Origin of the sequence: Marilutibacter chinensis, from assembly GCF_021725675.1 — a bacterium.
Taxonomy (GTDB): Bacteria; Pseudomonadota; Gammaproteobacteria; order Xanthomonadales; family Xanthomonadaceae; genus Marilutibacter; species Marilutibacter chinensis.
Window position 1 is genome coordinate 1,022,431 of sequence record NZ_JAKJPO010000001.1, and the last position, 26,034, is coordinate 1,048,464.

The 26,034-nt window shown below is 66.1% G+C and carries 21 protein-coding genes; 5 read left to right on the forward strand and 16 right to left on the reverse strand.

The window, feature by feature from the left end:
• Positions 1-5: 5 nt before the first annotated feature.
• The 8 genes from L3V18_RS04510 to L3V18_RS19320 all read right to left on the reverse strand — a co-directional run bounded on the left by L3V18_RS04510 (position 6) and on the right by L3V18_RS19320 (position 9,174).
• The gene (locus L3V18_RS04510) at positions 6-1,712 is read right to left on the reverse strand and encodes an ankyrin repeat domain-containing protein (protein WP_237053396.1); all 1,707 of its coding nucleotides are present in this window, start codon (positions 1,710-1,712) and stop codon (positions 6-8) included.
• A 180-nt stretch (positions 1,713-1,892) separates the two neighbouring features.
• Positions 1,893-2,900, reverse strand: a complete 1,008-nt coding sequence (locus L3V18_RS04515; protein WP_237053397.1) for an ankyrin repeat domain-containing protein — start codon at positions 2,898-2,900, stop codon at positions 1,893-1,895.
• Positions 2,897-4,579 carry a DNA primase family protein gene (locus tag L3V18_RS04520; RefSeq protein WP_237053398.1) on the reverse strand — a complete coding sequence of 561 codons (1,683 nt, stop codon included), beginning with the start codon at positions 4,577-4,579 and terminating at the stop codon, positions 2,897-2,899. Before L3V18_RS04520 ends, L3V18_RS04515 begins: the two co-directional genes overlap by 4 nt.
• Positions 4,580-4,629: 50 nt before the next feature.
• Positions 4,630-4,812 carry a hypothetical protein gene (locus tag L3V18_RS04525; protein WP_161613945.1) on the reverse strand — a complete coding sequence of 61 codons (183 nt, stop codon included), beginning with the start codon at positions 4,810-4,812 and terminating at the stop codon, positions 4,630-4,632.
• Positions 4,813-5,248: 436 nt separating this feature from the next.
• Positions 5,249-5,899, reverse strand: coding sequence for a phage N-6-adenine-methyltransferase (locus L3V18_RS04530; RefSeq protein ID WP_237053399.1), 651 nt, complete (start codon positions 5,897-5,899; stop codon positions 5,249-5,251).
• Between the two features lie 172 nt (positions 5,900-6,071).
• A complete protein-coding gene (locus L3V18_RS04535) occupies positions 6,072-6,578 on the reverse strand; it encodes a hypothetical protein (protein WP_237053400.1) in 507 nt (168 codons plus the stop codon).
• A 68-nt stretch (positions 6,579-6,646) separates the two neighbouring features.
• Positions 6,647-7,423 carry a helix-turn-helix transcriptional regulator gene (locus L3V18_RS04540; RefSeq protein ID WP_237053401.1) on the reverse strand — a complete coding sequence of 259 codons (777 nt, stop codon included), beginning with the start codon at positions 7,421-7,423 and terminating at the stop codon, positions 6,647-6,649.
• Between the two features lie 23 nt (positions 7,424-7,446).
• Positions 7,447-9,174, reverse strand: coding sequence for a tyrosine-type recombinase/integrase (locus L3V18_RS19320; protein WP_237053402.1), 1,728 nt, complete (start codon positions 9,172-9,174; stop codon positions 7,447-7,449).
• A gap of 175 nt (positions 9,175-9,349) precedes the next feature.
• On the opposite strand from L3V18_RS19320, the gene mutS reads away from it, so the two are divergent.
• Positions 9,350-11,995: a DNA mismatch repair protein MutS gene (mutS, locus tag L3V18_RS04550; protein ID WP_237053403.1), complete on the forward strand. Its 2,646-nt coding sequence runs from the start codon at positions 9,350-9,352 to the stop codon at positions 11,993-11,995.
• Between the two features lie 34 nt (positions 11,996-12,029).
• Complete coding sequence (locus L3V18_RS04555; protein ID WP_237053404.1) at positions 12,030-12,443, forward strand: VOC family protein; 414 nt, start codon at positions 12,030-12,032, stop codon at positions 12,441-12,443.
• On the opposite strand, the gene L3V18_RS04560 is transcribed toward L3V18_RS04555, so the two are convergent.
• Complete coding sequence (locus tag L3V18_RS04560) at positions 12,440-13,117, reverse strand: hypothetical protein (protein ID WP_237053405.1); 678 nt, start codon at positions 13,115-13,117, stop codon at positions 12,440-12,442. The genes L3V18_RS04555 and L3V18_RS04560 overlap by 4 nt on opposite strands.
• A gap of 433 nt (positions 13,118-13,550) precedes the next feature.
• On the opposite strand from L3V18_RS04560, the gene katG reads away from it, so the two are divergent.
• Entirely contained in the window at positions 13,551-15,806 is a 2,256-nt protein-coding gene (gene katG, locus L3V18_RS04565; protein ID WP_237053406.1) for a catalase/peroxidase HPI, read from the forward strand.
• Positions 15,807-15,976: 170 nt separating this feature from the next.
• Positions 15,977-16,591: a DUF937 domain-containing protein gene (locus L3V18_RS04570; RefSeq protein WP_237053407.1), complete on the forward strand. Its 615-nt coding sequence runs from the start codon at positions 15,977-15,979 to the stop codon at positions 16,589-16,591.
• A 162-nt stretch (positions 16,592-16,753) separates the two neighbouring features.
• Here L3V18_RS04570 and L3V18_RS04575 read toward each other — a convergent pair whose 3' ends face one another.
• The 7 genes from L3V18_RS04575 to ffh all read right to left on the reverse strand — a co-directional run bounded on the left by L3V18_RS04575 (position 16,754) and on the right by ffh (position 25,072).
• The gene (locus tag L3V18_RS04575) at positions 16,754-17,161 is read right to left on the reverse strand and encodes an RNA-binding S4 domain-containing protein (RefSeq protein WP_237053408.1); all 408 of its coding nucleotides are present in this window, start codon (positions 17,159-17,161) and stop codon (positions 16,754-16,756) included.
• Between the two features lie 201 nt (positions 17,162-17,362).
• Entirely contained in the window at positions 17,363-17,737 is a 375-nt protein-coding gene (gene rplS / locus L3V18_RS04580; RefSeq protein WP_237053409.1) for a 50S ribosomal protein L19, read from the reverse strand.
• A gap of 201 nt (positions 17,738-17,938) precedes the next feature.
• Positions 17,939-18,709: a tRNA (guanosine(37)-N1)-methyltransferase TrmD gene (trmD, locus tag L3V18_RS04585; RefSeq protein WP_237053410.1), complete on the reverse strand. Its 771-nt coding sequence runs from the start codon at positions 18,707-18,709 to the stop codon at positions 17,939-17,941.
• Positions 18,710-19,039: 330 nt separating this feature from the next.
• A complete protein-coding gene (gene rimM, locus L3V18_RS04590) occupies positions 19,040-19,555 on the reverse strand; it encodes a ribosome maturation factor RimM (protein ID WP_237053411.1) in 516 nt (171 codons plus the stop codon).
• A gap of 47 nt (positions 19,556-19,602) precedes the next feature.
• Positions 19,603-19,875: a 30S ribosomal protein S16 gene (gene rpsP, locus L3V18_RS04595; protein WP_237053412.1), complete on the reverse strand. Its 273-nt coding sequence runs from the start codon at positions 19,873-19,875 to the stop codon at positions 19,603-19,605.
• A gap of 197 nt (positions 19,876-20,072) precedes the next feature.
• Positions 20,073-23,363, reverse strand: a complete 3,291-nt coding sequence (locus L3V18_RS04600) for a S8 family serine peptidase (protein ID WP_237053413.1) — start codon at positions 23,361-23,363, stop codon at positions 20,073-20,075.
• Between the two features lie 341 nt (positions 23,364-23,704).
• Positions 23,705-25,072, reverse strand: coding sequence for a signal recognition particle protein (gene ffh / locus L3V18_RS04605; RefSeq protein ID WP_237053414.1), 1,368 nt, complete (start codon positions 25,070-25,072; stop codon positions 23,705-23,707).
• 168 nt (positions 25,073-25,240) lie between these two features.
• Between ffh and L3V18_RS04610 the strand changes: the two genes are divergently transcribed.
• Positions 25,241-26,032, forward strand: coding sequence for a cytochrome C assembly family protein (locus L3V18_RS04610; protein ID WP_255783670.1), 792 nt, complete (start codon positions 25,241-25,243; stop codon positions 26,030-26,032).
• Positions 26,033-26,034: the final 2 nt, after the last annotated feature.

The window sequence follows — 26,034 nt, forward strand, 5'->3', positions numbered from 1 at the left end:
CACAGTCACAAGCGCAGCCTCTGGCGAGGCGCTTGCTGGGCAGCGACTGTCTGGGCTTGGACGTCGTCACGCGGATTCCAAACCTCACCCCCGATCACCATGCGGGGACCGTCGCTCGATTGCCGCTTCGGGGGTGCCCATTCGCTAACTGTTGGAAGCTTCGCTTCGAGCAATTGCTGGCGAGCTTGGGCCTCGGCGGTCATCAGGAATGTGTGGACTTCTTGATGGAAAGCACGGAATGAGGCGGTCTTCCCGTTGCCATCCTTAGCCAGGATGTCAGCGCCCTTCATAACCAGGTTTTCTATCAAGTCAATACTCAACCCTACGGCTTCCCCATACTCATCTGCAGCTGCGGCTGCCTTAAACAGCGGAGTTTCGCCCCGGTTGTCGCGCGCGTTGGGGTCCGCACCTGCCTCCAAAAGCATCCTTGCTGTATCGCTCAGATTCGTCGGATCGACTTTTTCTGCATCGTATGAACAAACCGCATGAAGAGCGGTTCTCCCTTTCTGATTGGCGTGGTGGGGATCAGCGCCTGCGGTCAGTAATGCTTCAACCACTTCGGTGTGGGCCCTCCGCGCGGCATATTGCAAGGGCGTATTGCCATTGTTGTCGACTACGTCAGGATGGAGTCCTGCGTCTAACAGCTTGGCCACGATGGCCTCATCACCGACGAAGGCCGCTCGATGGAGTGCGGTCGCTCCATCCACACCTCCCCTGTTCGAATCAGCTCCAGCTGCCATCAAAGTTGACAACACATCCGCCCTACCCATCACCGCAGCACCGTGCAATGGCCCATCACCGTTGAGGCTGGCTTGGTTTGGATCAGCTCCTGCCTCCAATAGCTTGGCAATGAAGGCGTCCTCGCTAACCATAGCAGCGTGATGCAGGATACTGAGACCAGACGCGTCCGACTTATGGTTCGGGTCAACACCGGCTTTCAGTAAGACCTCCAACGTGCCAACCGATGAATTTGAATAGATGAGATCGATGGGGGCGTCCCCTGCATAGTAGGCAGGGGAAGGCCAACTCTTGCTGGAATGGTTGGCAACGCATTTGGCATTGGGATCAGCACCGGCTGCTAGCAACTGTCCTACGGCTTCCGTGTTCCCCATAAAGCAAGCCCAGTGAAGTGGAAACGTTCCCTCGCCCTCCATGTTGGGGTCAGCCCCTGCTTCCAGAAGACAATTCAGCGTTGCCGTATTACCACGGACGGCGGCGATATGAAGGGGCCGAGCCCCCTTCTCTCCGCCATTGGGATCTCCACCTGCTGCCAACAATTGGCGGAGGATGCTGGGGTCCGCGAGCGTTGAAGCCTCGAACATCGCACTCGAGCTCGGTGTTGCACCGGCGTCCAGTAACATGGACACCTTCGCCGTGCTTTTCTGCTCAACTGCAAATATAAGAGGCGACAGGTGCCACTCTCGGGCATTCGGATCTCCACCCGCCGACAAAAGCTGGGCGAGGATGCCCTCCTGAGCAAACTGAGCGGCGCGGAGCATGGCGGAACTATCGGGCTGCGCACCTGCATCCAAGAGCACCGTAACTTTCTCGAAGTCGTCCGCGTGAATGGCGGCTCTAAACGTTCTTTGAAGCGCTTCAAGATCAGACAGATCAGCTGTCGCCACCATGGCGCGTAGATCTTCAACGTCGCCGCGCTCAACACACTCAAACAAGCTGCCGAACTTCTCTTTGTTTGTTGCCTCGATGTTCATAGTCTCTCCGGTTGATGTGGTCAGAAGCACCCTCCATCTGCTTTCGCGGAAGGTGGGGCAGTTCGACCTCAACAGGAGAACCTTCCCTACCTTTGTTCTACCGCTTGGCGGGAAACGCGCAAGGGGTGCAGAAGGAAGAGTTTTCAGAAGAACTCATCATCTCGACCGCCGTCGTTTTAGTCATAAGCGCATCCTCTGGCGAGGCGCTTGCTGGACGTCGGCCGGTTGTGGCTGAACAGCATCGCGGGCGTTCCAGACCGCACCGCCGATCACCATGGAAGGCGTGGAGGGGCTGCTTGCATGGGGAGCCGCAGGTAGGGTCGTCAAATGGCTAGCCAGAGCTTCATCCTTTACGAAAGGTTGCGTAATCCCAGCGGTTTCAGAGTGCACAAAGCGATCCGTGGCTTCTACTGGCACTTGCGCCAGGCGCTCCTGCAACTGGACGCTGCGGTGGTGGGCGAACACACCCAACAAGGCGTCATCGCAAAATTCGCGCGCGTAGTCGTGCGCGGTTTTGCCTTCAAAGCTGTAAAGCTCGGGATCCGCACCGGCAGCCAGCAAGACGGCGGCCAAGTCCGCGTTGCGGTAATAGACGGCCTCCAGCAACGCGCTAAACGTGTTGGGTGGTGGACAGTGAACGCGAGCTTCCACGTTTGGGTCGGCTCCGGCGTTCAACAGCAGGGAAGCAATGTCCGCGCGGTTGGTGGAGAGAAGCGGCGGCACAGGAAATTTGTCATCGCTGAATTCGTCACCGGGATCCGACAAGGCACCGCTGCGCAAGTTCGGATCAGCACCAGCGTCCAACAACGCCGAAACAATCGCGGGCTTCGGTGACTTCGCTGTCACAGCGTAATGAAGCGGTGTGTGACCGTTGCCGTCGAGCGCGTTGGGATCCGCACCGGCGTTTAAGAGCGTGGCCGTCATGCGGACATGGCCACGCGCAAGGGCGTGGTGCAACGGCGTTTGCTTTTCGTGCGCGTCGCGTAGGTTGGGGATTGCCCCACCCTTCAGCAGAGCCGACACCACCGCAGGGCTGCCGTGTTCCGCGGCGACGTTCAGGGGAAGCGGAAACGAAGGCCCGCCCTCGTTCGGGTCCGCACCCTGGGCCAGCAGGCGGCGGCATTCCTTGAGGTCACCCCGGTATGCGGCCTGGGCCAGGCAAGTTTGGAGGTTAGGATCGGGATTCATACGGGCGTCTCCAAATCGGCCATGTCCCGCAGCGGCTTGATGCCTGCAATCCGAATCTCGGCCACACGCGGCTTCTTGCCACCATGGGAGATCTGGTAGATGCCTGCTTCTGGGAACTTCTCGCGAACGCGCTTCCAAAAGTCCTCCGCGTTGACGGGTTTCTTGCCCAGTTCCTCTAATACGTATTGGCGGTAGTCGGCGTAGATGGCGGTCTTGTCGGTGCAAACACCGCTGTCGTAGGAGGCATCGCGGTCCGCCATGTAGGCCATCGTGGTGTCCGACTCCATCCGGTTCTGCTCGGCCAGCGCCAGCACGGCGTCGGGCAGCTTTTCGGAGAAGCCGCCCCGCTCCATGAGGCGCAGCGCGCCTTCCAGCACCCAGTCCAGAACCTGAGCCATCTCTTCCTCGCTTTCGGTGATCTGCAGGTGGAAGTCGGGCTCACGCCTCTTTCCATCTCCACCCTTCGCACCCTCATGGGTCTTCTCACCCATCCGAACGTTGAAGGGGATGGCCAAGACCTTTCGCCAGAACCCGTGCTCATGCCCTGACACCGTGAACCAGGAGTTGACGCTGGCGAACAGGGTGCCGATCGGAAGCGTGGTGTAGGCGTCCTTGCGCTTGGCCTCCACCTGCATGGGGTCACGCGAAATGAGCGCTTTCAGCACTTCCTGGATAGAAGCGGCCAGGACCTTTGGCGTCTCCGTGACGATGTAGGCGCTTTTGCCCACCAACGGGGCCATGGCGAAGGTTCCGTCCAGCTTCTCCAGACGCAGCGACACGTTTCGAGGGTGAAGGGCGCGCAGGATGTGGAGGAACGTGGACTTGCCGTTGCTGCCAGACCCAACCAGGAAGAACGCCTTCTCAAAGCAGATCGACATCAGCGAGCTGGCCACCGCCTCCTGAAGGAGTGCACGCACCTCCAGATCAGGCTGGAAGAGATCCAGGTATTGACCGAATTTCGAATTGGGGTTCAACGGCTTGGGGGTGTAGTAGCCATCGCCGTCAACCTGATCCATCCGCAGCTTGGCCGGGACTTGGTAAGTGATGCCATGTTCCTTGCTCGGCGCCAACACCCGGATACGCGCCCTGGAAGTAGCCACGTCTTCCGGAAACAGGATGGCCTGCCTCAGTCCCAAGCTCTGACCGTAGGTGGGGGAGAAGACGTCTTGATCGACCACCTCTTCACCACCACCCGCCGCGGGAGCACGGCTCGGTTCGTCCGGTTTGACGATCTCAAGGTAGCCACCCTTGAGGGGAACGATGGCCCGGCGATCGGACTTCTTGGGCAGCCAGCATTGCCGATTCCCCATCAGCTCAAGCACGGCGGTGTTGATGCAGCTGGTGGCGTGACCTGCGTTCGCCTTGTCCTTACGCTCCAATCGAAGCCAGGAAAGCGCCTTGGCGGCCATGTCTTTCTCGGAGCACCGATCCCAGTAGCCTTGCTCGGGCAGCCAACGAAAGAAGCTGCAATCGTCGTCGCCATCCGGCAGCTTGCCGCCGATCGCATACTCTTCCGTGGCTTTCAGGTGGTCGGCGAAATCGGCCTCAAACGCTTGGTCACTCAAGGTTGCTTTGGGCGCTGGCGCGCCAAAGGCCGCCTTGGGCGCCGCATTTCCCCGGAAGGAAAGAATGTTGGTGGGGCGTCCATTGACACCCGAAGTTGGTGTTGTATCGTTCATGTGTGTGTTGTCCTTTTCGAACCCCGGTTGCCGCCGGGGTTTTTTATTGGTTACGCGGCCTGCTGGACGCGACTCATCCATTCCACCAGCGCTTGGCGCATGGCTTCTGATGGCGTTTTGCCCTGGGAATCAGCCGCCGCTTGTAGCCGCTGCTTGAACGCCCGGCTTACCCGAGCCTTCAACAATTCGTCTCGCGGTTGAGTCGCCTTCTTCGATGTCTGGATGTTCGTCATTGCTCGTGTCCTGGATGATGTGGCCTCGTTGTGGCCACAACTCCATCCAAACAGAGCTCACGAACTTGTCCAGACCGATCTTTTGACTAAAACCAATTTCTGCTGCCTCAACAGCATTTTTTTTCAAATGCGTGAGGTAGTTCGCGCTTTTAACCCATGGTGTAACAGGTGCTTGTTACATCCCCTGTTACCGCTGAAACCCTTGCCAGACAAGGCTTGTCACGGGTGTAACAGGTGTAACAAGTGGATCCATCAATCTGAAAAACTAGACGACATTTGACGCCAGTCTCTCCAATGCACTGGGAAGTAATACCCACCTACCCGTTACACCCGTTACAAGCACTGCCGCAATTGCAAAGCCATTGAATCAACTGGAGATTGCTCCGTAACAAGCGCCCGTGACGGGTGTAACAAGTGCTTGTTATTTCTCCGAGAGTCATTGGTTCGCGCTGTTGCCATCGGCGCAAGCCACCTTCGTCACCCGCTGGATGGCAAAGAACTTTCCGCGCAGCACACCGTCCTCCTGCGCCTTCTGGAGGTTGCGTGCAGCTCGTGCGCCATACGCCACGAACACGGATCCGGTCGGCGCGGCAGTTCCGGTGGTTCCATCAGGACGCGTAAACTTCAGCCGGCCCCGGGTGAGGAGGATCGCGGTCGTGTTGGGGTGGTTGAGCACGAACTCGTGCATCCAGCCCGGATCCATGTGCGCCGGCACCAGCGCGACACCGCCACCGGGGTGGTTGGCCAGCTTGGCCATCCACTTGTCCATCCCCTTCCCGTAGGGCGGGTTCAACCACACGAAGGCCCTCGGCCACCACGGTGTGGCCAAGCCATCCTGGCTGGGCGGGATCATCCGGCGGGCCGTAGGTGCCGGCAGACGAGAGGGGTCTTCCGGCGTGCAAGGGTCGAGGTCAAACCCTTCCTTGCCACCCAGCGCTTCCACGATGGCCGGCGGGGTATACCAATCGACGGTCGAATGATCTTTGTCGGAAGCCTTGTAGCAAGCGGTGGTGAGCCGGGCGGCCTTGGGCGCTGAGAGGCGCTTGGGGCGCAATGCCGGTTTGAATTGAAGAACGTTGGACTGCATGTCGATCTCGTCTGTCGTTCCCGATCGGAACGGACACGAGATTGCAGTTCTGACCCTGTAGGCCTTCCACGCGAAAACGCCGCTTTATCGGGACAACTGTCCCGATAACGGCCGGGAAGCATTGGTGCGCTTCGCTTGAGCGTTTCCCGTTAAAAAGATCGGGATGTGAAACTTAGCCGGCGGCTTGAACGGCGCGTTCGGCGGCGGCCTGAAGCATGCCCATGGCCCAGTCGTGGAACGGCTGACGTGCTTCGCTGCTCACCCACGGGGCATCAAGAGCTTCAAGAACCGTGAGGGCACGCGCTGGCAACTGGGGGTGAAGCGACGCAAACCCCACCAGGCGATCGACGTGGTTGTAGGCCCAGGGAAGGTCCTGCTCCAGGCCTTCAAGGCCACGTTTCTTCAGCGCGGCCACGACGTCGTCGAGGCGTTGCGCCAGGACGTCGGATTGAATGCGTTCGGCACCGGCGCATCGCACCACCGATGACCATCGGTATTGCGCACCCTGGCGGTTGCTTTTCGCTTGCCGGTGCTCGGGGATCAGTCCTTCGTTGCGTTGGCGACGTTTCTTCAGCGCATCCTTGGAGATGCCCAGCATGTAGGCCGCGACCCCTGGCCCCACCCATTCGCGCGCACCCGCTTTCGCCTTGGCCAGCTCTTCTTCTTCGGTGACGGTCAACGCAAGCGGACCAGGTGCTTTCGAGGGACGGCCCGGCCGTCCACCCATGAGGCCATTTTCGCGCATGCTCAAAGCCGACCTTTCCCTTTCTCGAACGGCCGGAATCCATTGCCTTCCACCACATTGCCGCTCAACCGCTCTTCCAGGTCACTGGCACGCTGGCGCGACCGTGCCGCCTCGATGGCATGCTGAGTAGCGGATAGGACGGCCACGAATGCATCTTGATAGGGCTGTCGGCTCTCGGTGTTGATCCAGGGCTGAGCCAGTGCTTCTTCCAACGACCCTTCCCACTGCTCATCGTCTGCGGCGTTGAACGTGGCATCGTCCACCGCCCAGGCATGACCGGCGATGCGGCCGTCCACCGTAGACCACGGCTGGATTTCCAGCGCGTCGGTGAGGGATTGGAAGCAGACGATGCCCAGGCGTCGTGCGCGCGCCTTGGTCTTGGCGAGCCGATCTTCGGCTTCCTTCAACGCGATGAGGGCCTCGATGCGTTCGGCTTCCTTGAGCACGTCGCCGGTGTCGGTGCGCTTACCACGGGTGATAGGCTCGCCGCTTCGGGTGGCCAGGAACGCGTCCAGCGCTTCCAGCGTGAATCCCAAGTGCTGGTTCTGCGCCGTCGTGCCGGGCTTGCCCGGGTTCTGAATCGGCTGGGGCCCCCTGCCTTCGCGCACCCAGTCGCGCAAGGTTGTGTAGTGAACGCCGATGTAAAGGGCGGCTGCCTTGGTGCTGACCTTGGCACGCACGCCGGCCTTGGCGTCGGCGATCTCCTGGCGCCACTTCTGGGCGTCGGGCGCCGGTGAGGCCAGATCGGGGTCGCGTTGGAGGGGAAAGGAGCCGTCCATGGCCCCAGTGTATCGACGGCGGGCTATTCCTCGGAAGGTCCAGGCACCTGACGGGCCGGCAGCAATGGCCAGTCGGCGGGCTTGAGCATGTTGTAGAAGCTGGGTGCGCTCGATGCCATCAGGTGCTCCACCTTCTGCAACGCGTCTTGCAATTCAAACCACTCTGGCTCTTGGTATCGAACCGAGGACTTCGCGCCTTCGTCCTCGTCGTCCCGCTTGGGTGGCAGGTGGTTGAAAAGCCGGCTGATGATGCGATCGGAAATTCCCACACGCGTGGCGTAACGGCCGAGGGTGCGGCGCAGATCGTGGGGGGTGGGTCCGAATTCCACCGACAGCTTCTCGCCCAGCCCCTTCATGATCGCTTTGCTGTCCTTGTAGTGCCCCTCTGCCGCCCGCTTGCTGCGCGCCGGGTAGACCCAACGCGCCCGCGGATCGTCTTCAGCCAGCCGCTTCTCAAACCGGTGCTTGATGAGCTGGACGGAGATTGGACCTAGGGGCATGGAATGGTCACGGCGGTTCTTCGTCTTGGCGAAGAACACCTGAGGACCCTTTTTCTTGGTCGCCGGATTGACCGATGGAACTCCGGCGCGCCACGCCTTGGGGTCCATTTCGTCCAGCCACACCCACGACTTCGTGGCCCGCTCGCTCTCGCTCAACCGGTCGAACCACGCCAGCTTGGCCGTCTCGTTGCGACGGGCGCCCAGGAAAAGGGTCGTCAGCAGGTAGTAGACCCCGCTCTCGTTTTGCCCCCGCTGGGCTTCCCGCCGACTCCAGAGGTATTCGATGGCGTCGCCCAGTGTGTTGTCCTCGCTGCCCAGTGGATTTCGCACCCTCGCCTTTTCGTAGTAGTCGTGGAGGCCTGCGGCGTCGCGCATCTTGCCTTCCTCCCACAACACCCCGAAGTCGTTGCCGAACAGCACCGCCTTGCGCTCGGCCTTCTTCGCCGCGCGCGCTTCCTTGTCCACCACGTAATTGACGGCGCGGAAGGCGGTGGCGAACGTCTGCTCGGCCGCGGACACGCCAGCGGCGCGGATACGCGAGCGCATTGCTTCGCTGGTCACTCCCAGCTTGGTCAGCTCCGCGTCGGTGAGATCCACCCGCCCCGTCCGCTCCATGAAGTCCTTTACGGGCTGGGACAACCTGTTGGAATGGAGAGCGGCGGACAGCCGGGTGGCTTCAAACGCCTTGGTCACCTTTTCCTCGTCCAGGTCCATGATCGGGGTGTCGCCGATTCCCACCTCCGGACGGGCCAGGCGCGCTATGGAGTTGGTCAGGGTCTTGAGCGTGCCCTCGGTCGCCGGGCGGGTCCGACGGGCCAGCATGTCGTGGTAGAGCTGGATCGCTTGGTTGACGGTCAGTGCCTTGGTGGCCTGGATCGACAGTTCCTTCTCCGCCAGGACCTTGGGGTGCTTGCCTTCCTTCTTCGCCCCGGCGACTTTGACGCCAGCCAGATCATGGGCGTCCTTCAAGGTCAGTTCGCTGGTGTCCCCAATGCTGATCCGCATGACCTTGCCGCCGATCTTGCGTTGAACTTCGTAGGTGGACTTGAGCTTCCCTACGAAGACGCCGAACCCCGTGGGGGCACCCGGCGAGGCGTCGAGGAACCTCCACTGTTTGCCATCGGGATTGGGTTCGAGGACTGCAAACCCCTTTGCGCCGGTGACGATGCCCCCTGCTTTGTCTAGCTTCGGGCGCTGGGTGCTGCGAAGCTGTCGCAGCTGTTCTGGGTTGAGCTTCAGTCGAAATGCCACGGCGGCCACCTTTCCCTGTTCAACGCATCGATCGCGACCCTGTCGCGGGTAGCCAAATTTTGGCACGAATCGACGCATGCAGGAGTTTGGCTACCTTTGGCTACTAAAATGGTCTCCAGACCCTTCCACATGCATGCACTGACCCCCACTTTCGCTAGACTGAATAACGCGCTAAATGTCTGATAAAAAAGAACAATCAAAAAAATCAACGGGTTCGGTGGAGCATACCCCACTCATGAAGCAGTTCTTCGCCGCCAAGGCGGAGCATCCGGACGTGCTGCTGTTCTTCCGGATGGGCGATTTCTACGAACTGTTCTACGACGACGCGCGCAAGGCCGCGCGCCTTCTCGACATCACCCTGACCCAGCGCGGCAGTTCCGGCGGTGCGCCGATCCCGATGGCGGGGGTGCCGCACCACTCGGCCGAGAGTTACCTGGCACGGCTGGTCGCACTGGGGGAATCGGTCGCGATCTGCGAGCAGATCGGCGACCCGGCCGCAAGCAAGGGCCTGGTCGAACGCCAGGTGGTCAGGATCATCACCCCCGGCACGGTCACCGACGAGGCCCTGCTCAACGAGCGCCGCGACACCTTGCTGCTGGCAATCGCACGCAGCAAGGGTGGCTACGGCCTGGCCTGGGCCGACCTTGCCGCCGGTCGCTTCCTGGTCAACGAGGTGACGAGCGAGGACGCACTGGAAGCCGAACTCGCCCGGCTGGAGCCCGCCGAGACGCTGCTCGCCGACGAGGAAGGCTGGCCGGAGTTCGTGCTCGAACGCGGTGGCCTGCGCCGGCGCGCGCCATGGCTGTTCGACGCCGACAGCGGCCGCCGGCAACTGCTGAAATTCTTCAATCTGCATGACCTCTCGGGTTTCGGCATCGACGACAAGCCAACGTCGATCGCCGCCGCGGCCGCTTTGCTCGGCTACGTCGAGGAGACCCAGAAGCAGCGCCTGCCGCACCTCAGCTCGATCGCAGTGGAGTCCGGCGACGGCGCGATCGCGATGAACGCGGCGACCCGCCGCCACCTCGAACTCGACACCCGCGTCGACGGCGACACCCGCAACACCCTGCTCGGCGTGCTCGACAGCACGGTCACGCCGATGGGCGGGCGTCTGCTGCGGCGCTGGCTGCATCGCCCGCTGCGCGACCGCGACGTCCTGCGTCTGCGCCACCAGGCGGTCGAGACGCTGATCGAATCCGGTGCCGGCGACGACCTGCGCGGGCACTTTCGCGCGCTCGGCGACCTCGAGCGCATCCTGTCGCGGATCGCACTGCGCAGCGCGCGCCCGCGCGACCTGTCGACGCTGCGCGACGGCCTCGCCCTGCTGCCCGCGGTGCGTGCGCTGCTGGCGCCGCTGGACGCGCCGCGTCTGGCGGAGCTGACCGGCGAACTGGGCCAGCACGACGCCCAGGCGACGCTGCTCGCCGGAGCCCTCGTGGAGCAGCCGCCGGTGCTCGCGCGCGATGGCGGCGTCTTCGCCGAGGGCCACGACGCCGAGCTCGACGAGCTGCGCCGGCTGTCTGAGAACGCCGACCAGTTCCTGGTCGACCTGGAAACCCGCGAGCGCGAGACCAGCGGCATCCCGACCCTGAAGGTCGGCTACAACCGCGTGCACGGCTACTACATCGAGATCAGCAAGGCTCAGGCCGGCAAGGCGCCGACGCATTACACGCGCCGGCAGACGCTGACCAATGCCGAGCGCTACATCACCGAGGAACTCAAGCAATTCGAGGACAAGGTGCTGTCCGCGCGCGAACGCGCTCTCGCCCGCGAACGCCTGCTCTACGAGCAGTTGCTCGACACGCTCAACGAACGCCTTGCGGAGCTGAAGGCCTGTGCGGCCGCGCTGTCGGAGCTCGACGTGCTGGCCGGACTGGCCGAGCGCGCGCAGGCGCTGGACTGGTCGCGTCCGGAGCTGACCGACGAACCCAGGCTGCACATCGAGCGCGGCCGCCACCCGGTGGTCGAGGCGGTACGCAGCGAGCCGTTCGAGCCCAACGATCTGATCCTGGGAGACACACCCGACGACATCGACGGCGACGGTCGCCGCATGCTGGTGATCACCGGACCGAACATGGGTGGCAAGAGCACCTACATGCGCCAGAACGCGCTGATCGTGCTGCTCGCCCACATCGGCAGCTTCGTGCCTGCAACGCGCGCGGCGATCGGGCCGATCGACCGCATCCTGACCCGCATCGGCGCCGGCGACGACCTCGCCCGCGGCCAGTCGACCTTCATGGTCGAGATGAGCGAGACCAGCTACATCCTCCATCACGCCACCGAACGCTCGCTGGTGCTGATGGACGAGATCGGCCGTGGCACCTCGACCTACGACGGCCTTGCCCTGGCCGAGGCCTGCGCACGCCACCTGGCCGCGCACAACCGTGCCTGGACGCTGTTCGCGACGCACTATTTCGAGCTGACCGCGCTGGCCGAACCCGGCAGCGGCATCGCCAACGTGCACCTGGATGCGATCGAGCATCACGACAAGGTCCACGGCGACCGGCTGGTGTTCATGCACGCGGTCAAGGACGGGCCGGCGAACCGCAGCTTCGGCCTGCAGGTCGCCGCGCTGGCCGGCCTGCCGAAGGCGGTCGTGCAACAGGCCAAGGCGCGGCTGGCGGAACTCGAGCAGCGCGGGCACGACAATCCACCGCCCGCGCCGATGGTGCCGCAGACGCTCGACGCGCCGCGCCAGGCCAGCCTGTTCGCCGCGCCGTCGGCGGCGATGGAGGCGCTGGCCGGTCTCGATCCGGACGAGCTGACGCCGAAACAGGCGCTTGAAGCGCTGTACAGGCTCAAGCAGCTGCAGCGCGAATAGGACGCTTCACGGAGAAGCGGAAAGAAGGCCCGGCATGAAGATGCAGACCCTGATCGCGGTGCGCGACGTCGCCGCCAGCAGCGCCTGGTACCGCGCACTGCTGGACTGCCGCAGCGGCCACGGCGGCGATCATTACGAGCAGCTGCTCGCCCATGGTGAGGACGAGTTCTTCATGCAGTTGCATGCCTGGGGCGAACACGCGCACCCCAATCTCGGCGATCCCGACGCCGCCGTGCACGGCTACGGCACCGTGCTGTGGTTCCGCGTCGACGACTTCGATGCCGCACTCGAACGCGCGATGCGGCTGCAGGCGCAGGTCATCGAGCCGGCGCACGTGAACCCGCGCGCGAACCACCGCGAGTGCTGGCTGCGCGACCCGGATGGCTACGTCGTGGTGCTCGCCAGCCGTTACGGCGAACTCGGCGACGTCAGACCCCACGACACTTAGGCGCCCTCGCCGCCGGCCTCCGCGCCGCTCGTGCGTGCGGCGTCGAAACGACGGGTCTGGCGGCTCGGGTCGAACGGGCCGACCCGCTCTCGGCCATCGAAGCGGTACTCGGCGAACTCGCCGTCGGCGCGCACGTAATGCAGGAATGCCTGCACCCAGTAACGTCCGTCGAAACGCCCGCGCCAGTGCGGCAGATCGGCGCCGCGATACGCGAGCATGTCGCCCGCTCCCAGCGGCAGTTCCAGATCCTCGCCATCGGACTGGATTCCGAGCGACCATGGACGGTCGGCGTCGAAGCCCAGGGTCAGCGAGGTGCTGATCTCGCACGACGGCCGATCGAGGTGGCGCGGCAGCTCGGCACCGGGCATGTAGACACGCAGGTAGGAATAGCACGGATGCAGCGGGCCATCGGCGACCCGCTCCATCAACGGCAGCATCCGCAGCAGCAGGCATTCGCTCAAGGTGTCGGCGTAGCGTCCCTGCGAACCCAGGCTGTCCTCGCGGGTGTAGTAACCGGGAACGCCGGTCTGCATCACCGCGTAGTTCGCGCACAGTTCGGCCTCCTGCGGCGCCAACACCCCGCGCAGCACACTGAAGCCGCGGTCGCGGAAGTGTCCGGCGCACTGGTCGAGGAGATCGGAAGGCGCGCGGGCGGCCGGCTGGATTGCGCTCATGTCGGTGCGATGGCGGGAATGGCTGTGGACGGCCCATGGTAACCGCGTCGCCTGCGCTCTCCCCGGCACGAGCAGGGCACGAGCCGGGACCGCCTGCGAACGAATCCTCGTCTACAGCGAGCCACTGGAGCGGGCTGCAGGCTGCCGCGGAATTTCTGATAGTGCTGAACTATCAATTCAAACAAAACATTCTATTTCAGAAATCAATTGACCGGGCGTAACGTGGACCACGACACCGCAGCCGCTTCGCAACCGCCTGGACGGGCAACGAACTCTCCGTCCCGAGCGCTCCTCCAGGCCAGGCAGGCCCGGCCGCTGGATCGCCGGCACCCGGACGGCGTGCACGTCGCATGCGTCGTGGCGATCCGGATCCGACCGACCGCGTCCCGCTCGCGGTCGCCCTGCCGAACACAGCCAGCCAGAGGAAAGTCCCATGTCCAGCAACGCGAAGAAATGCCCCTTCCACGCCACTGCCGGCAGTGGCACACAGAACCAGGATTGGTGGCCGAACCGGCTGCGGCTCGACCTCCTCAACCAGCACTCGTCCCGCTCCGATCCGCTGGACGAGGATTTCGACTACGCCGAGGCGTTCAACAGTCTCGACTACGCGGCGCTGAAGAAGGACCTCGCCGAGCTGATGACCGATTCGCAGGACTGGTGGCCGGCCGACTTCGGCCACTACGGCGGCCTGATGATCCGGATGGCCTGGCACAGCGCCGGCACCTACCGCATCGGCGACGGCCGCGGCGGCGGTGGCCGCGGCCAGCAGCGCTTCGCTCCGCTCAACAGCTGGCCGGACAACGTCAGCCTGGACAAGGCACGCCGGCTGCTGTGGCCGATCAAGCAGAAATACGGGCAGAAGATCTCCTGGGCCGACCTGATGATCCTGGCCGGCAACGTCGCACTGGAAACGATGGGCTTCCGGACCTTCGGCTTCGGCGGCGGGCGCGAGGACACCTGGGAACCCGACCAGGACGTGTACTGGGGTCGCGAGACCACCTGGCTGGGCGGCGACATCCGTTACGCCCACGGCTCGGAAGGCGTCGAGACGCCTGGCGACGAGGGCGTGCTGGTGACGGAGGACGACGCCGATGGCGACATGCATTCGCGCCGGCTGGAGAACCCGCTCGCCGCCGTGCAGATGGGCCTGATCTACGTCAACCCGGAAGGCCCGGACGGCAACCCGGACCCGGTCGCTGCCGCGCACGACATCCGCGACACCTTCGGCCGCATGGCGATGAACGACGAGGAGACCGTCGCCCTGATCGCCGGCGGCCACAGCTTCGGCAAGACCCACGGCGCCGGTCCGGCGGACAACGTCGGCACCGAGCCCGAGGGCGCCGAACTCGAGGAGCAGGGCCTCGGCTGGCAGAACAGGTTCGGCAGCGGCAAGGGCGCGGACACGATCACCAGCGGCCTGGAAGTGACCTGGTCGAAGACTCCGACCCGGTGGGGCAACAGCTTCTTCGAGATCCTGTTCGGCCACGAATGGGAGCTTTCCAGGAGTCCGGCCGGCGCCCACCAGTGGGTCGCCAAGAACGCCGAGCCGTCGATCCCGCACGCCTTCGACAAGTCGAGGAAGCTGCTGCCGACGATGCTGACCACCGATCTGTCACTGCGTTTCGATCCGGCTTACGAAAAGATCTCGCGTCGCTTCCTGGAGAACCCTGACCAGTTCGCCGACGCGTTCGCACGCGCATGGTTCAAGCTCACCCATCGCGACATGGGACCGCGTTCGCGCTACCTGGGCCCGGAAGTGCCCGCCGAGGAACTGATCTGGCAGGACCCGGTACCCGCCGCCGATTATCCGGCGATCGACGCCGCCGATATCGCCGCGCTGAAGCAGAAGATCCTGGCCTCCGGGCTGTCGGTGTCCGACCTGGTCTCCACCGCCTGGGCGTCGGCTTCGACCTTCCGCGGAGGCGACAAGCGCGGCGGCGCCAATGGCGCCCGCATCCGGCTCGCGCCGCAGAAGGACTGGGAGGTCAATCAGCCCAGGCAGCTGGCGAAGGTGCTGGAGACGCTCGAGGGCGTCCGCGGCGACTTCAACGGCGCGCAATCCGACGGCAAACGGGTCTCGATGGCCGACCTGATCGTGCTCGGCGGTTGCGCCGCGATCGAGAAGGCCGCAGGAGATGCCGGCGTCGCCATCAGCGTGCCGTTCTCGCCAGGTCGCACCGACGCCTCGCAGGAGCAGACCGACGTCGACTCGTTCGCGCCACTGGAGCCTGTCGCCGACGGTTTCCGCAACTACACCGCGCGACGCTTCGCGATACCGGCCGAGCATCTGCTGGTCGACCGCGCCCAGTTGTTGACCCTGACCGCGCCGGAGATGACCGTCCTGGTCGGCGGCCTGCGCGTGCTCGGCGCCAACCACGGCGGCTCCGGCCATGGCGTGTTCACCGACCGCCCAGGCGTGCTGAGCAATGACTTCTTCCGCAACCTGCTGGACATGGGGACGGAATGGAAGCCGACCTCGGACGCGCGGGACACGTTCGAGGGCCGCGACCGCAGGACCGGCAAGACGAGGTGGAGCGCGACCCGTGTCGATCTGGTGTTCGGCTCCAATTCCGTGCTGCGGGCGCTTTCGGAGGTCTACGCAAGCTCGGATGGCCAGCAGAAGTTCGTCGCGGACTTCGTCGCCGCCTGGAACAAGGTGATGAACCTGGACCGTTTCGACCTGGCATGACCCCACTCCGGCGCCGCGATTCCGCCGCGGTGCCGCAACGATGGAGGCAGCCCGCCGGGATCATCGCCGGGCTGCCTCCGGCATGCGGCTACCGTCGCAACTGCGGTTACGGTTACCGCTTCTGGACAGTGGGAGGCTAGGATCACGGTTTCCCCAACCGGATGGACGCCATGACCGCCTCGCTGACCGACGACCTGTTCAACCAGCTCCAGGGACAGCCCCTGGCCGACATGGGCCATCGGCTGGGCCTGTCGCAATCGCAGACCGCCGGTGCGGTGTCGGCGGCGCTGCCGCTGCTGCTCGGAGCGCTGGGTCGCAACACCAGCCGACCGCAGGGCGCCGACGCGCTGTTCGGGGCGCTGCAGCGGGACCATGCCGGACTCGACCTGGGCAGCGTGCTCGGCTCGGTACTCGGCGGCGGCGGCCAGGGAGCAGGCATCCTCGAACACGTGCTCGGCGGACGCCAGGCCAACGCACAGCGCGGGCTCGGCGCCGCTACCGGTCTCGACGAGGGCCAGGCCGGCGCGCTGCTGAAGATGCTCGCGCCGATCGTGATGGCCTACCTCGCCAAGCGCATGTTCGCCCAGCCTTCCAGCACCAGCGCCGCGCCGGCGCTGACGCCGCAGGGTCTGGGCGACATCCTCGGCCAGGAACAGACCCAGATCCGCCAGCAGGGCGGGCTCGGTGGCGGCCTGTTGGGAGCGGTACTCGACCAGGACGGCGACGGCGATCTCGACATCAACGACCTGATGCGGTTGGGCGGTTCGATCTTCGGCAGCCGCTGAGCGGCGCACGGGGGCGAACGACTAGCGCGATCGGCAGCCGTTCGCGCGTCGCCGGGGACGCGCCAACCTCGCATTTCCAGGCCATCGGCGATGGCGCTTGCGCGACCCGCCTTCTCCGCGTGGCCGCTCCCGATCCCGCCGGCCGCGGTTCTGCGCCGGCCGCTAGCTGGCGTCGATATCGCCGAGCGCGCGGATCAGTCGCCGGGCGCGTTTGTCCGGCCTGCCTTCCGGTGCGCGGTAACCGGCGTTTGCAGCGGCCCGCAGCGCGCGCGCCTGCTCACGCGCCGACCTCGACGCTTCGCTCTCCGCATACAGGGCCTGCGCGACCGGCGCCGGTCCGCGGGTGTCGCTGAGCCCGCGCACCTCGACCTCGAACACCTCCTGCGCCCGGGCAATCCGCAACGTATCGCCGATCCGCACCGCGCGCGAGGGCTTGGCGCGCTGGCCGCCGACCTCGACCTTGCCGGTCTCGATCGCGTGCCTGGCCAGGCTGCGCGTCTTGAAGAAGCGGGCCGCCCACAGCCACTGGTCGAGGCGGACGGCGTCGATGGTATTGGCGTCTGTACTCATGAAGATCGACCTGGAAGGTGGCCACGGACGGTGGCGATCCCTCAGGTGTCGAAGTCGTCGATCGGGCCACCTGCACCTGCATGGGTGCGGGAGCCGCATCGATCAAGTGGCATGCGCCGCCCGTCGACAGGTGTCCGAAAACGACGACGGCCGCCCGGGTTGCCCAGGGCGGCCGTCGTAGGCAATGCTGCCGCCCGCGACTCAGTCGGCGGACTTGGCGTAGGCCGACAGGTCTTCCTTGATGCGCGCCTTCTTGCCTTCCAGGCCGCGCAGGTAGTACAGCTTGCCGGCGCGGACCTTGCCGCGACGCTTGACCTGCACCGAATCGATGATCGCGCTGTGGTTCTGGAACACGCGCTCGACGCCGTAGCCGTGCGAGATCTTGCGCACGGTGAACGAGGAATTCAGGCCGGCGTTCTTGATCGCGATGACCACGCCCTCGTAGGCCTGGATGCGTTCGCGGTTGCCTTCCTTCACCTTCACGTTGACGACGACGGTATCGCCGGGGCTGAACGCGGGCAGCTTGCGCTGGACCTGTTCGGCTTCGAATTCCTGCAGGAGCGTATTGAGGGTCATGGTCGTAGAGCCTTGTCGATGTCGCTTTTCTGGTCCATCCGACCGGAACCGGATGGCGCGTTGTTGCGCGAGTGCACGTGGACCCGCGTCATGGCATGGATGGAGCTAAGCCGCGCATTATAACGGCTTTTTTCCTGCCGGCGCCAGAGGCCGACCGCAACGGCAAGGCTCGGGCCGGCGCAGGGGCCAGACCCGAAGGATCTAGCGGTCGTCGCGGCCGGCAGCCGGCTCGCGGTCGTTCGAGGCCCGCCACTCCTCCAGCAGTCGGCGATCTGCCGGCGACAGCGCCGTTTCGTCGAGCAGGTCCGGACGCCGCAGCCAGGTCCGCCCCAGCGACTGCATCCGGCGCCAGCGGGCGATCTCGGCGTGGTTGCCGGACATCAGTACCGCCGGCACCGTGCCCAGCTCATGCTCGACCGGGCGCGTGTAGTGCGGGCAGTCGAGCAGGCCGTCAGCCTCGAAGCTGTCCTGGAGCGCCGACTCGGCGTCGTTGAGGGCGCCGTCCTGCAGCCGCGCGACCGCATCGACCACCACCGCCGCGGCCAGCTCGCCGCCGGACAGCACGTAGTCGCCGATCGACAACTCCTCGTCGACCTCGGCGCGGATCAGCCGCTCGTCGACCCCCTCGTAACGGCCGCACAGCAGGATCAGCCGATCCAGCGACGCCAGCTCACGGACCTTCGCCTGGGTCATCGGCGCGCCCTGTGGGCTCATGTAGACCACCGGCGCCGGCGTCGGCGCGGCAGCGCGGGCGGCGTGGATCGCCGACCGCAGCGGATCGATCAGCATCACCATTCCAGGACCTCCACCGAACGGCCGATCGTCGACCCGGCGGTAGTTGCCCTCGGCGTAGTCGCGCGGATTCCACGCGTGCAGGGACAACAGGCCACGCTCCCCGGCCCGGCCGGTGACGCCGAACGCGGCGCACTGGGCGATGAAGTCCGGGAACAGGGTGACGACGTCGATGCGCATCTGAGGGCTGAGGGCTGAGGGCTGAGGGCTGAGGGCTGAGGGCTGAGGGCTGAGGGCTGAGGGCTGAGGGCTGAGGGCTGAGGGCTGAGGGCTGAGGGCTGAGGGCTGAGGGCACTTTGCAGCGCCGGCGCGTTGATGTCATCCCGGGGCGGGCCCGCCCCAGGGCGCGTTCTCGATTGTGTCGGGCGTTTCAGCCAGATCGGAGATTCAACGCACCATGGAAGCCGTGCTTGTCGACCTGGCGTGCGTGCGCCTGCTCGGGAAGGATAGGACCGGATCTGGCTCGAACGCGGAGGGACTGTGGACCAGGCTGGATCCGTTCAGACCCATCTAGAATTCCGGGTCCCAGTCGACGGTGACGATACCGGCGTCGAAATCGACCGAGGTGACGTATTGCGGCTGCACGAACGGAATCAGGCGCTCGCGCTCGTCGTCGCGGGCGACCAGCACGTCGTTGGCGCCGGTCGAGAACAGATGCGACACGGTGCCCAGCGGCACGCCCCCGGTGGTGACCACGCGCAGCCCTTCCAGGTCGACCCAGTAGTATTCGCCGGGCTTCGGCGGCGGCAGCGCATCACGCGGCACGTGGATCTCGGTGCCGCGCAGGGCCTCGGCGGCATCGCGGTCGGTCACCTCGGGCAGATGTCCGACCAGATACTTGCCGCTCTCGCGCCCCCGTGCTCCGCGCAGCTCCCGCTCGCCGCCGGCCGGATCGACCAGGATCCACGGCTGATAGCGGAATATCGCCGCGCGCGGCTCGGTCCAGGATTCGAATTTCAGTTCGCCACGCAGACCAAAGGCGCCGAGCACCCTGCCCAACAGGATGCGGCGCCCTTGTTCGCTCATCTGTCGCGTATCGCGAGGGCGGCCACGCTGTCGCGCGGCCGGCCGGATCAGGCCGAGGCGGCAGCCGACGCGTCGGTCGACTTCAGCGCGTCCTTGTACAGCGTGGCGACCTTGTCGGTCAGCTGCGCGCCGTTGTCGACCCAGTGCTTGACGCGCTCGGTGTTCAGCTCGACGCGCTTCTCGCCGCCGGTCGCGACCGGGTTGTAGAAGCCCACGCGCTCGATGTTGCGGCCGTCGCGGGCATTGCGGCTGTCGGTGACGATGATGTGGTAGAAGGGACGCTTCTTGGCGCCACCGCGCGCCAGACGGATCTTGACCATTGCTTGCTTTCCTGTGTTGCCCAGCCGCCGGAATGGCGGGGTAAGCCGGCAACTATAGCGGAATCGGGCGCCACGCGGAAGGTGCCGTGGTGCGGCCCGCCTTCTCGGCTTTCCTCTCGGTGTGACCGTTCACGAAGACGCCGGGCCCTCGCGGGCCCGGCGTTTCGTCTGCCATCGTGACGCACGGATGAATCGGCTCAGGGAGTGACCGTGAGCCTCACCGGCACGCTGGCGACCGGTTGGCCGGGGTCGTTGCTGGCGAAGCAGGCCCGCGCCGCGTACGTGCCCGGGGCAAGACCGCCGGCGTTCACGTTCAACCACAGCGGCCGGGACTGGCCGCCCCAGATCCGTCCGCTGCCCGGCACCACGGCGCCCAGCCATGCGGCGCCGCACTGTGCGACGGCATTGACCTGGAAGGTCAGGCCGGGGTTGGTCGCCGAGGTATCGGTCCAGACACCGCCGAGTTCGGGCGACTGCACCACCTTGGCCTGGCTGCCCACGCCCTGCAGCGACTGGTACCAGGCCCAGCGGTTGGCGATGTTGGTGTCGGCGTGCACGTGCAGCCAGTAGGTGCCCGGCGGCAGTTGCACGTCCTGTCCGGCCAGGGTCGGGTCCAGCTGCAGCCAGCCATCGGAAAGCCCCATGCCCGGGCTGCCGGGCAGTGCCGTGTAGGTCCACAGCGCGGTTTCCGGCGCCAGTCTCGGATAACCGGCCGGCTGCCCGCCGTCGTCGGCGTATATCGACCAGGTGATGCTGTTGGCGGTCGCCAGCAGATCCGCCCCGCTGACGGTGAAACCGCGCGCCGCCAGGAAGTCGACCGTACCGCCCTCTTCCATGACGAAGTCGTCGGCCGCATAGAAGCCGCTGCCGTAGTCGGTCATGAAGGCGCTCAGCGTGCCGGTGGTGACGCCTTCGCTGCTGGAGGCATGGACGACGTTGCTGACCGCGCCGCTGGACTGGTAGCTCCACTCCAGCCAGCCGCCGCCATCGTTGTCGACGCTGGCGCGGGTCCAGCCCTGGCTTCCGGCCTTCAGCGAAACCTCGACCGGCGACGGCGCCAGCGCGATCTTCGGCGGCGGTACCGATATGGCCATCGGCAGATGCAGGTCGGCGACATGCGGCGAGTGGCCGACCGGCTCGAGCACCACCTTGCCGAAGTTCCAGCTGCCATCGGCCGGCAGCTTGTGGCCGTCGACGACGATCGTCAGCTTGACCTGCTCTCCGCCCTTGACGCGGAACAGCGCCGGCCAGACGAAGCCCTTCAGCCCTTCCACCCGCGCCGTCCACAGCACGTTGGGGCGGCGGACGCTGCGGAACGTACGGGTGAAGGTGCAGATCCCGACGCAGGCCTGCTCGTTCAGGCCCGGCAGGTTGAGTTCGCTGACGTCACCGCCGTCGACCGGATTGGCGGCCAGGTAGTTCTCGGTGGTCTCGTCCATCACCAGGCCGGCACGGGCGGCATTGCGCACCTGCACCCGCCCGGCCCCCATCGCGAACGGATCGGCCGGGGTCGCGCCGTCCTCGATCAACACCTCCGGGGTCGCGGTCATCATCAGCGCCGACTTGATCTCGGCCGGCGTCCACGACGGGTTCAGCTGCTTGAGCAGGCCCGCCGCGCCGGCCACGTGAGGCGACGCCATCGACGTGCCGTTCTTCAGGCCGACCAGGTCTTCGAAGCCTTCAAGGGTGTCGCCGGCATCGGCCGCCAGCACCGCGACACCGGGAGCGGTGACATCGGGCTTGACCAGCTCGTAGTTGGCCGGACCGCGGGAGCTGAAGCCGCCGAGGACATCGGGCGTGTTGGCCACCGGCGTCGCCGGATAGCCGATGCCTGCAGTGGCGGATGCGCCGGATGCGAAATCGCGGACCGCGTCGCCGTCGGCCTGGGTGATCGCGAACGCCGGAATCGTGGTACCCGGAACCGACGGAATCAGCCCGCCGGCGGCGTTGTTGGCGATCACCACCGCGATCGCACCGGCGGCGGTCGCGTTGTTGGTCTTGATCGAGAACGAGCAGCCGCCGCGGCGGACGAAGGCGATCGCCCCCTGGAAGGTACCGCCCGGATACGCCGCGCAGCCGTCGCTGCCGCTGTCGAAATCCGGAGCGACGACGAACGGCGTGGTGCCGGGAATCGCCATCGTGTGCGCGACGCCGTTGCTGCCGGGCGTCAGCACCACCGACTGCAGCGGTGCCGGCGGAACGCCCGGACCGGTCAGGCTCAGCAGGAACTCGTAGCCCTGGCGACCGTGGGTCGCCGCGGCGACCGTGGTCACCCAAGGCTCGTGGTGACCGAGCGTGCCGGCTCCCGGGCCGGAGTTGCCGGCCGAAGCGGCCACGAACACGCCGGCGTCGGCCGCCCCGAGGAAGGCCTGCGACACCGCCTCGCTCCACGGACTGCTGCCGCCGCCGATCGAGAAGTTGATCACGTCGACGCCGTCGGCGACCGCCTGGTCGATGGCCGCCGCCGAGGACACGTTCGGACACAGTCCGCGGCCGTCGCTGATGTTGGTATAGCAGACGTCGTAGGCAATGATGTTGCCGCGCGGCGCGACGCCGGAAATCCCGACCTGGGCGCCGCGGAAGTCGACGGTGCGCGGATTGCCGGCCGCGGTCGAGGCCACGTGCGAGCCATGGCCGTTGGTGTCGCCGAAGCCGGGCTCCTCGCGGATGCCGGCCACGCCGCAGCGGTTGCCGGGCGCATCGCAGACGAAGTCGTAACCGCCGATCAGCTTGTCGTTGCAGCGGCCCTCGTCGACACCACCGGGCGCGCAGGTGCCCAGGTAGTTGCCGGAGCCCAGCGGATTGACGTGCTGGTAGCCGTCGCTGGCGGTTGCGCTGAACGACGGGCTGCCGAAGTTGATGCCCGAATCGACGATGCCGAACACGATGCCTTCGCCACGCGCACCGGCCAGGTGCGGCGTGCCGGGCAGGGTCTGGCCGGGCGGCAGACCGCTGCCTGAATTCCAGACGGTGCCGGCGCCGATGTGGGTCGGTCCGCGGTCGGTATCGAGCTCGTATTCGCGATACGGCTCGACGAACGCGACTTCGGACATCGTGGCGACCGCGGCCGCCTCGTCGGCGGTCAGTTCCGTCACCACGGCGTTGAGCGCGTGACGCATGCGCTTGCGGATCGCCATCGGGCGGCCAAGCATGCGGGCGGCGTCCGCCTCATGCCGGGCCTGTTGTTGCCCCAGATCGGCGACATAGGCGCGCGCTGCCGCGCTGGCGACGTCGAGCCGCCCGCTGGCCTTTCGCGTGGGCCTGGCGAGACCGGCCTGGTCGCCCTGGTAGTTCGCGAGCGCCGGCTCGGTGTAGCCGACGATGTAGATCTCCCTGGGCCCCTGTTCCTGCGCGGCCGGCCCCTTCGGAGCGCCGCCTCCGGACCCGCCCGGCATCGACTGCGCCGAGACGCCGGACATTCCTGCTGCTGCAACCACAACCAGGGCCGTGCCGAGCACGACCCCGAACCTGGAATCGAAGTACTTCATGGGAATCCCCTCAATGGCAACGGACGGTCGGACGCACGCGGGAACACCGCGCGTCCGGCGGGACTGCGGACCTGCCACTTCTCCCCCTGTCGTTCACCCTGGCACCGCCGTTGCGGCGGCGCGCGGGGCGTTGCGCTGAAGCCTGCACAACGCCGCCGACTGTAGACCCAGCCGACGCAGTGGCGCAACAGCTCCGCCGCCGTCCATCGGTGACATCCCGATGACTGGCCGGATTCACATCGCCTTCGCACCGCAGCGGGGGGGTTCCGGGCGCGATCCGGACCCATCGGAGCATCATCCGCCGGCGACCGGACGGCACCGACCGCGGATGGCCCGCAGGCTCAGCCGAACGGCATGCCGCCGCGGCCGCCCATCATCCCGCGCATGCCGCGCAGCATCCCCTTCATGCCGCCGCGGCCCAGCTTGCCCATCATCTTTTCCATCTGCTGGTACTGCTTCATCAGCTTGTTCACGTCTGCGGGCGTGACCCCGGCGCCGGCGGCGATGCGCTTGCGGCGCGAACCGTTGAGCAGGGCCGGATTGCGGCGCTCCTTCAGCGTCATCGAGTTGATGATCGCGATCAGCCGCGGCACTTCCTTGCCGGTGACCTGGTTCTTCACGTGGTCGGGGATCTGGCCGACGCCCGGCAGCTTGTCCATCAGCCCGGACAGGCCGCCCATGTTCTGCATCTGCTCGAGCTGCTCGCGCATGTCGTTGAGGTCGAAACGCTTGCCCTTGGCGACCTTCTCGGCGAGCTTGCGCGCCTTGTCCTGGTCGACCTGCTGCTCGACCTGCTCGACCAGCGACAGCACGTCGCCCATGTCGAGGATGCGGCTGGCGATGCGGTCGGGGTGGAACACGTCCAGGCCGTCGGGCTTCTCGCCGACACCGATGAACTTGATCGGACGCCCGGTGACGTAGCGCACGCTCAACGCGGCGCCGCCGCGGGCGTCGCCGTCGGTCTTGGTCAGCACCACACCGGTCAGGGGCAGCGCCTCGCTGAAGTGCCTGGCAGTGACCGCGGCGTCCTGGCCGGTCATCGAGTCGACCACGAACAGGGTCTCGACCGGATCGACCGCCGCATGCAGCGCCTTGATCTCGGCCATCATCGCGTCGTCGATGCTGGTGCGGCCGGCGGTGTCGACCAGCAGCACGTCGACGTAGGACTTCTTCGCATCGGCGATCGCGGCGCGCACGATCGCCTCGGGCTTCTGCTCGGCCGAGGACGGGAAGAACTGCACGCCGACCTGTTCGGCCAGTGTCTTCAACTGCTCGATCGCGGCCGGACGGTAGACGTCGGCCGACACCACCATCACCTTCTTCTTTCGGCGCTCCTTCAGGTGCTTGGCGAGCTTGCCGACCGTGGTGGTCTTGCCCGCACCCTGCAGGCCGGCCATCAGGATCACCGCCGGCGGCGTGGTGGCGAGGTTCAGGTCGCTCGCAGTCGAGCCCATCACCGTGGTCAGCTCATCGCGCACGACCTTGATCAGCGCCTGGCCCGGGGTCAGCGACTTGAGCACTTCCTGGCCGACCGCGCGCACCTTGATGCGCTCGATCAGCGCCTGCACGACCGGCAGGGCAACGTCGGCCTCCAGCAGCGCGATGCGCACCTCGCGCAGCGACTCGCGGATGTTCTCCTCGGTCAGGCGGCCACGGCCGCGCAGGCGCTCGATGGTGCCGGACAGGCGCTGGGTCAGTGATTCGAACATCGCGGTACAGCCAATCGAAAGACGGGGGCGGATTATAGCGTCCACCGGCCATGCCGCCGGGAGCCTCCCCGCGTCGGCCGATGCCGCCGGCGAGGTGGTGGAAGCTCACGGGAGCGGACAGGACCTGCGGCCCTTACTGGCACCACGGGCATATGCGACACTGCGTCGATGACAATCGTTCTCATCGCCACGGTCGCCTACCTCGCCGCCGCCGGATGCCTGGTCGTGGACCTCGGCCGCGACCGGGCCCGTGGGCTGCGCCCGTGGTGGTGGCTGGCGCTGGCCGGCGCCCTCCTCCACGGCGGGCGCCACCTCCTGGCCTGGCAGGCCAGCGGCGCGACCGATCTGCACTTCTTCGCCGCGCTGTCGCTGGTCGGGCTGGGAATGGCGGCGCTGACCACCGTATTCGGCGCGCGCGGCCGGATGGCGGCGTTGGGCGTGGTGGTGTTCCCGATCGCCGCGGCGACCCTGCTCGGGTTCGCCCTGCACACGCCGCGGGCACCGGAAGCACTGGACTGGCGCCTGCAGCTGCATGCCTGGCTGGCCCTGCTCGCCTACGCCACGCTGGCGATCTCGGCCCTGCTCGCCGGGATGCTCTGGCTGCAGGAGCGCGCATTGCGCCGCCACCGCATCCACGGGTGGCTGCGGGCACTGCCGCCACTGGTGGAGCTGGAGATACTGCTGTTCCGAAGCATCACCGTCGGCTTCATCCTGCTCAGCGCGACCCTGCTGAGCGGCGTGCTGTTCGTCGAGAACCTACTGGCCCAGCACCTGGTCCACAAGACCGTGCTCAGCGTGCTCTCCTGGCTGCTGTTCGGCGGGCTGCTGGTCGGGCGCTGGCGGCAGGGCTGGCGCGGCACCAAGGCAGTGCACTGGACCCTGGTCGCGATGGCGCTGCTGGTGCTGGCGTTCTTCGGCAGCAAGGCCGTGCTCGAGCTGGTGCTCGGTCGGACCGCCTGAAG

Bases quoted from the DNA above. Each gene is read 5' to 3' on its own strand.
- L3V18_RS04510 (WP_237053396.1), bottom strand. From the start codon at position 1,712: ATGAACATCGAGGCAACAAACAAAGAGAAGTTCGGCAGCTTGTTTGAG.
- L3V18_RS04515 (WP_237053397.1), bottom strand. From the start codon at position 2,900: ATGAATCCCGATCCTAACCTCCAAACTTGCCTGGCCCAGGCCGCATAC.
- L3V18_RS04520 (WP_237053398.1), bottom strand. From the start codon at position 4,579: ATGAACGATACAACACCAACTTCGGGTGTCAATGGACGCCCCACCAAC.
- L3V18_RS04525 (WP_161613945.1), bottom strand. From the start codon at position 4,812: ATGACGAACATCCAGACATCGAAGAAGGCGACTCAACCGCGAGACGAA.
- L3V18_RS04530 (WP_237053399.1), bottom strand. From the start codon at position 5,899: ATGCAGTCCAACGTTCTTCAATTCAAACCGGCATTGCGCCCCAAGCGC.
- L3V18_RS04540 (WP_237053401.1), bottom strand. From the start codon at position 7,423: ATGGACGGCTCCTTTCCCCTCCAACGCGACCCCGATCTGGCCTCACCG.
- mutS (WP_237053403.1), top strand. From the start codon at position 9,350: ATGTCTGATAAAAAAGAACAATCAAAAAAATCAACGGGTTCGGTGGAG.
- L3V18_RS04555 (WP_237053404.1), top strand. From the start codon at position 12,030: ATGAAGATGCAGACCCTGATCGCGGTGCGCGACGTCGCCGCCAGCAGC.
- L3V18_RS04560 (WP_237053405.1), bottom strand. From the start codon at position 13,117: ATGAGCGCAATCCAGCCGGCCGCCCGCGCGCCTTCCGATCTCCTCGAC.
- katG (WP_237053406.1), top strand. From the start codon at position 13,551: ATGTCCAGCAACGCGAAGAAATGCCCCTTCCACGCCACTGCCGGCAGT.
- L3V18_RS04570 (WP_237053407.1), top strand. From the start codon at position 15,977: ATGACCGCCTCGCTGACCGACGACCTGTTCAACCAGCTCCAGGGACAG.
- L3V18_RS04575 (WP_237053408.1), bottom strand. From the start codon at position 17,161: ATGAGTACAGACGCCAATACCATCGACGCCGTCCGCCTCGACCAGTGG.
- rplS (WP_237053409.1), bottom strand. From the start codon at position 17,737: ATGACCCTCAATACGCTCCTGCAGGAATTCGAAGCCGAACAGGTCCAG.
- trmD (WP_237053410.1), bottom strand. From the start codon at position 18,709: ATGCGCATCGACGTCGTCACCCTGTTCCCGGACTTCATCGCCCAGTGC.
- rimM (WP_237053411.1), bottom strand. From the start codon at position 19,555: ATGAGCGAACAAGGGCGCCGCATCCTGTTGGGCAGGGTGCTCGGCGCC.
- rpsP (WP_237053412.1), bottom strand. From the start codon at position 19,875: ATGGTCAAGATCCGTCTGGCGCGCGGTGGCGCCAAGAAGCGTCCCTTC.
- L3V18_RS04600 (WP_237053413.1), bottom strand. From the start codon at position 23,363: ATGAAGTACTTCGATTCCAGGTTCGGGGTCGTGCTCGGCACGGCCCTG.
- ffh (WP_237053414.1), bottom strand. From the start codon at position 25,072: ATGTTCGAATCACTGACCCAGCGCCTGTCCGGCACCATCGAGCGCCTG.
- L3V18_RS04610 (WP_255783670.1), top strand. From the start codon at position 25,241: ATGACAATCGTTCTCATCGCCACGGTCGCCTACCTCGCCGCCGCCGGA.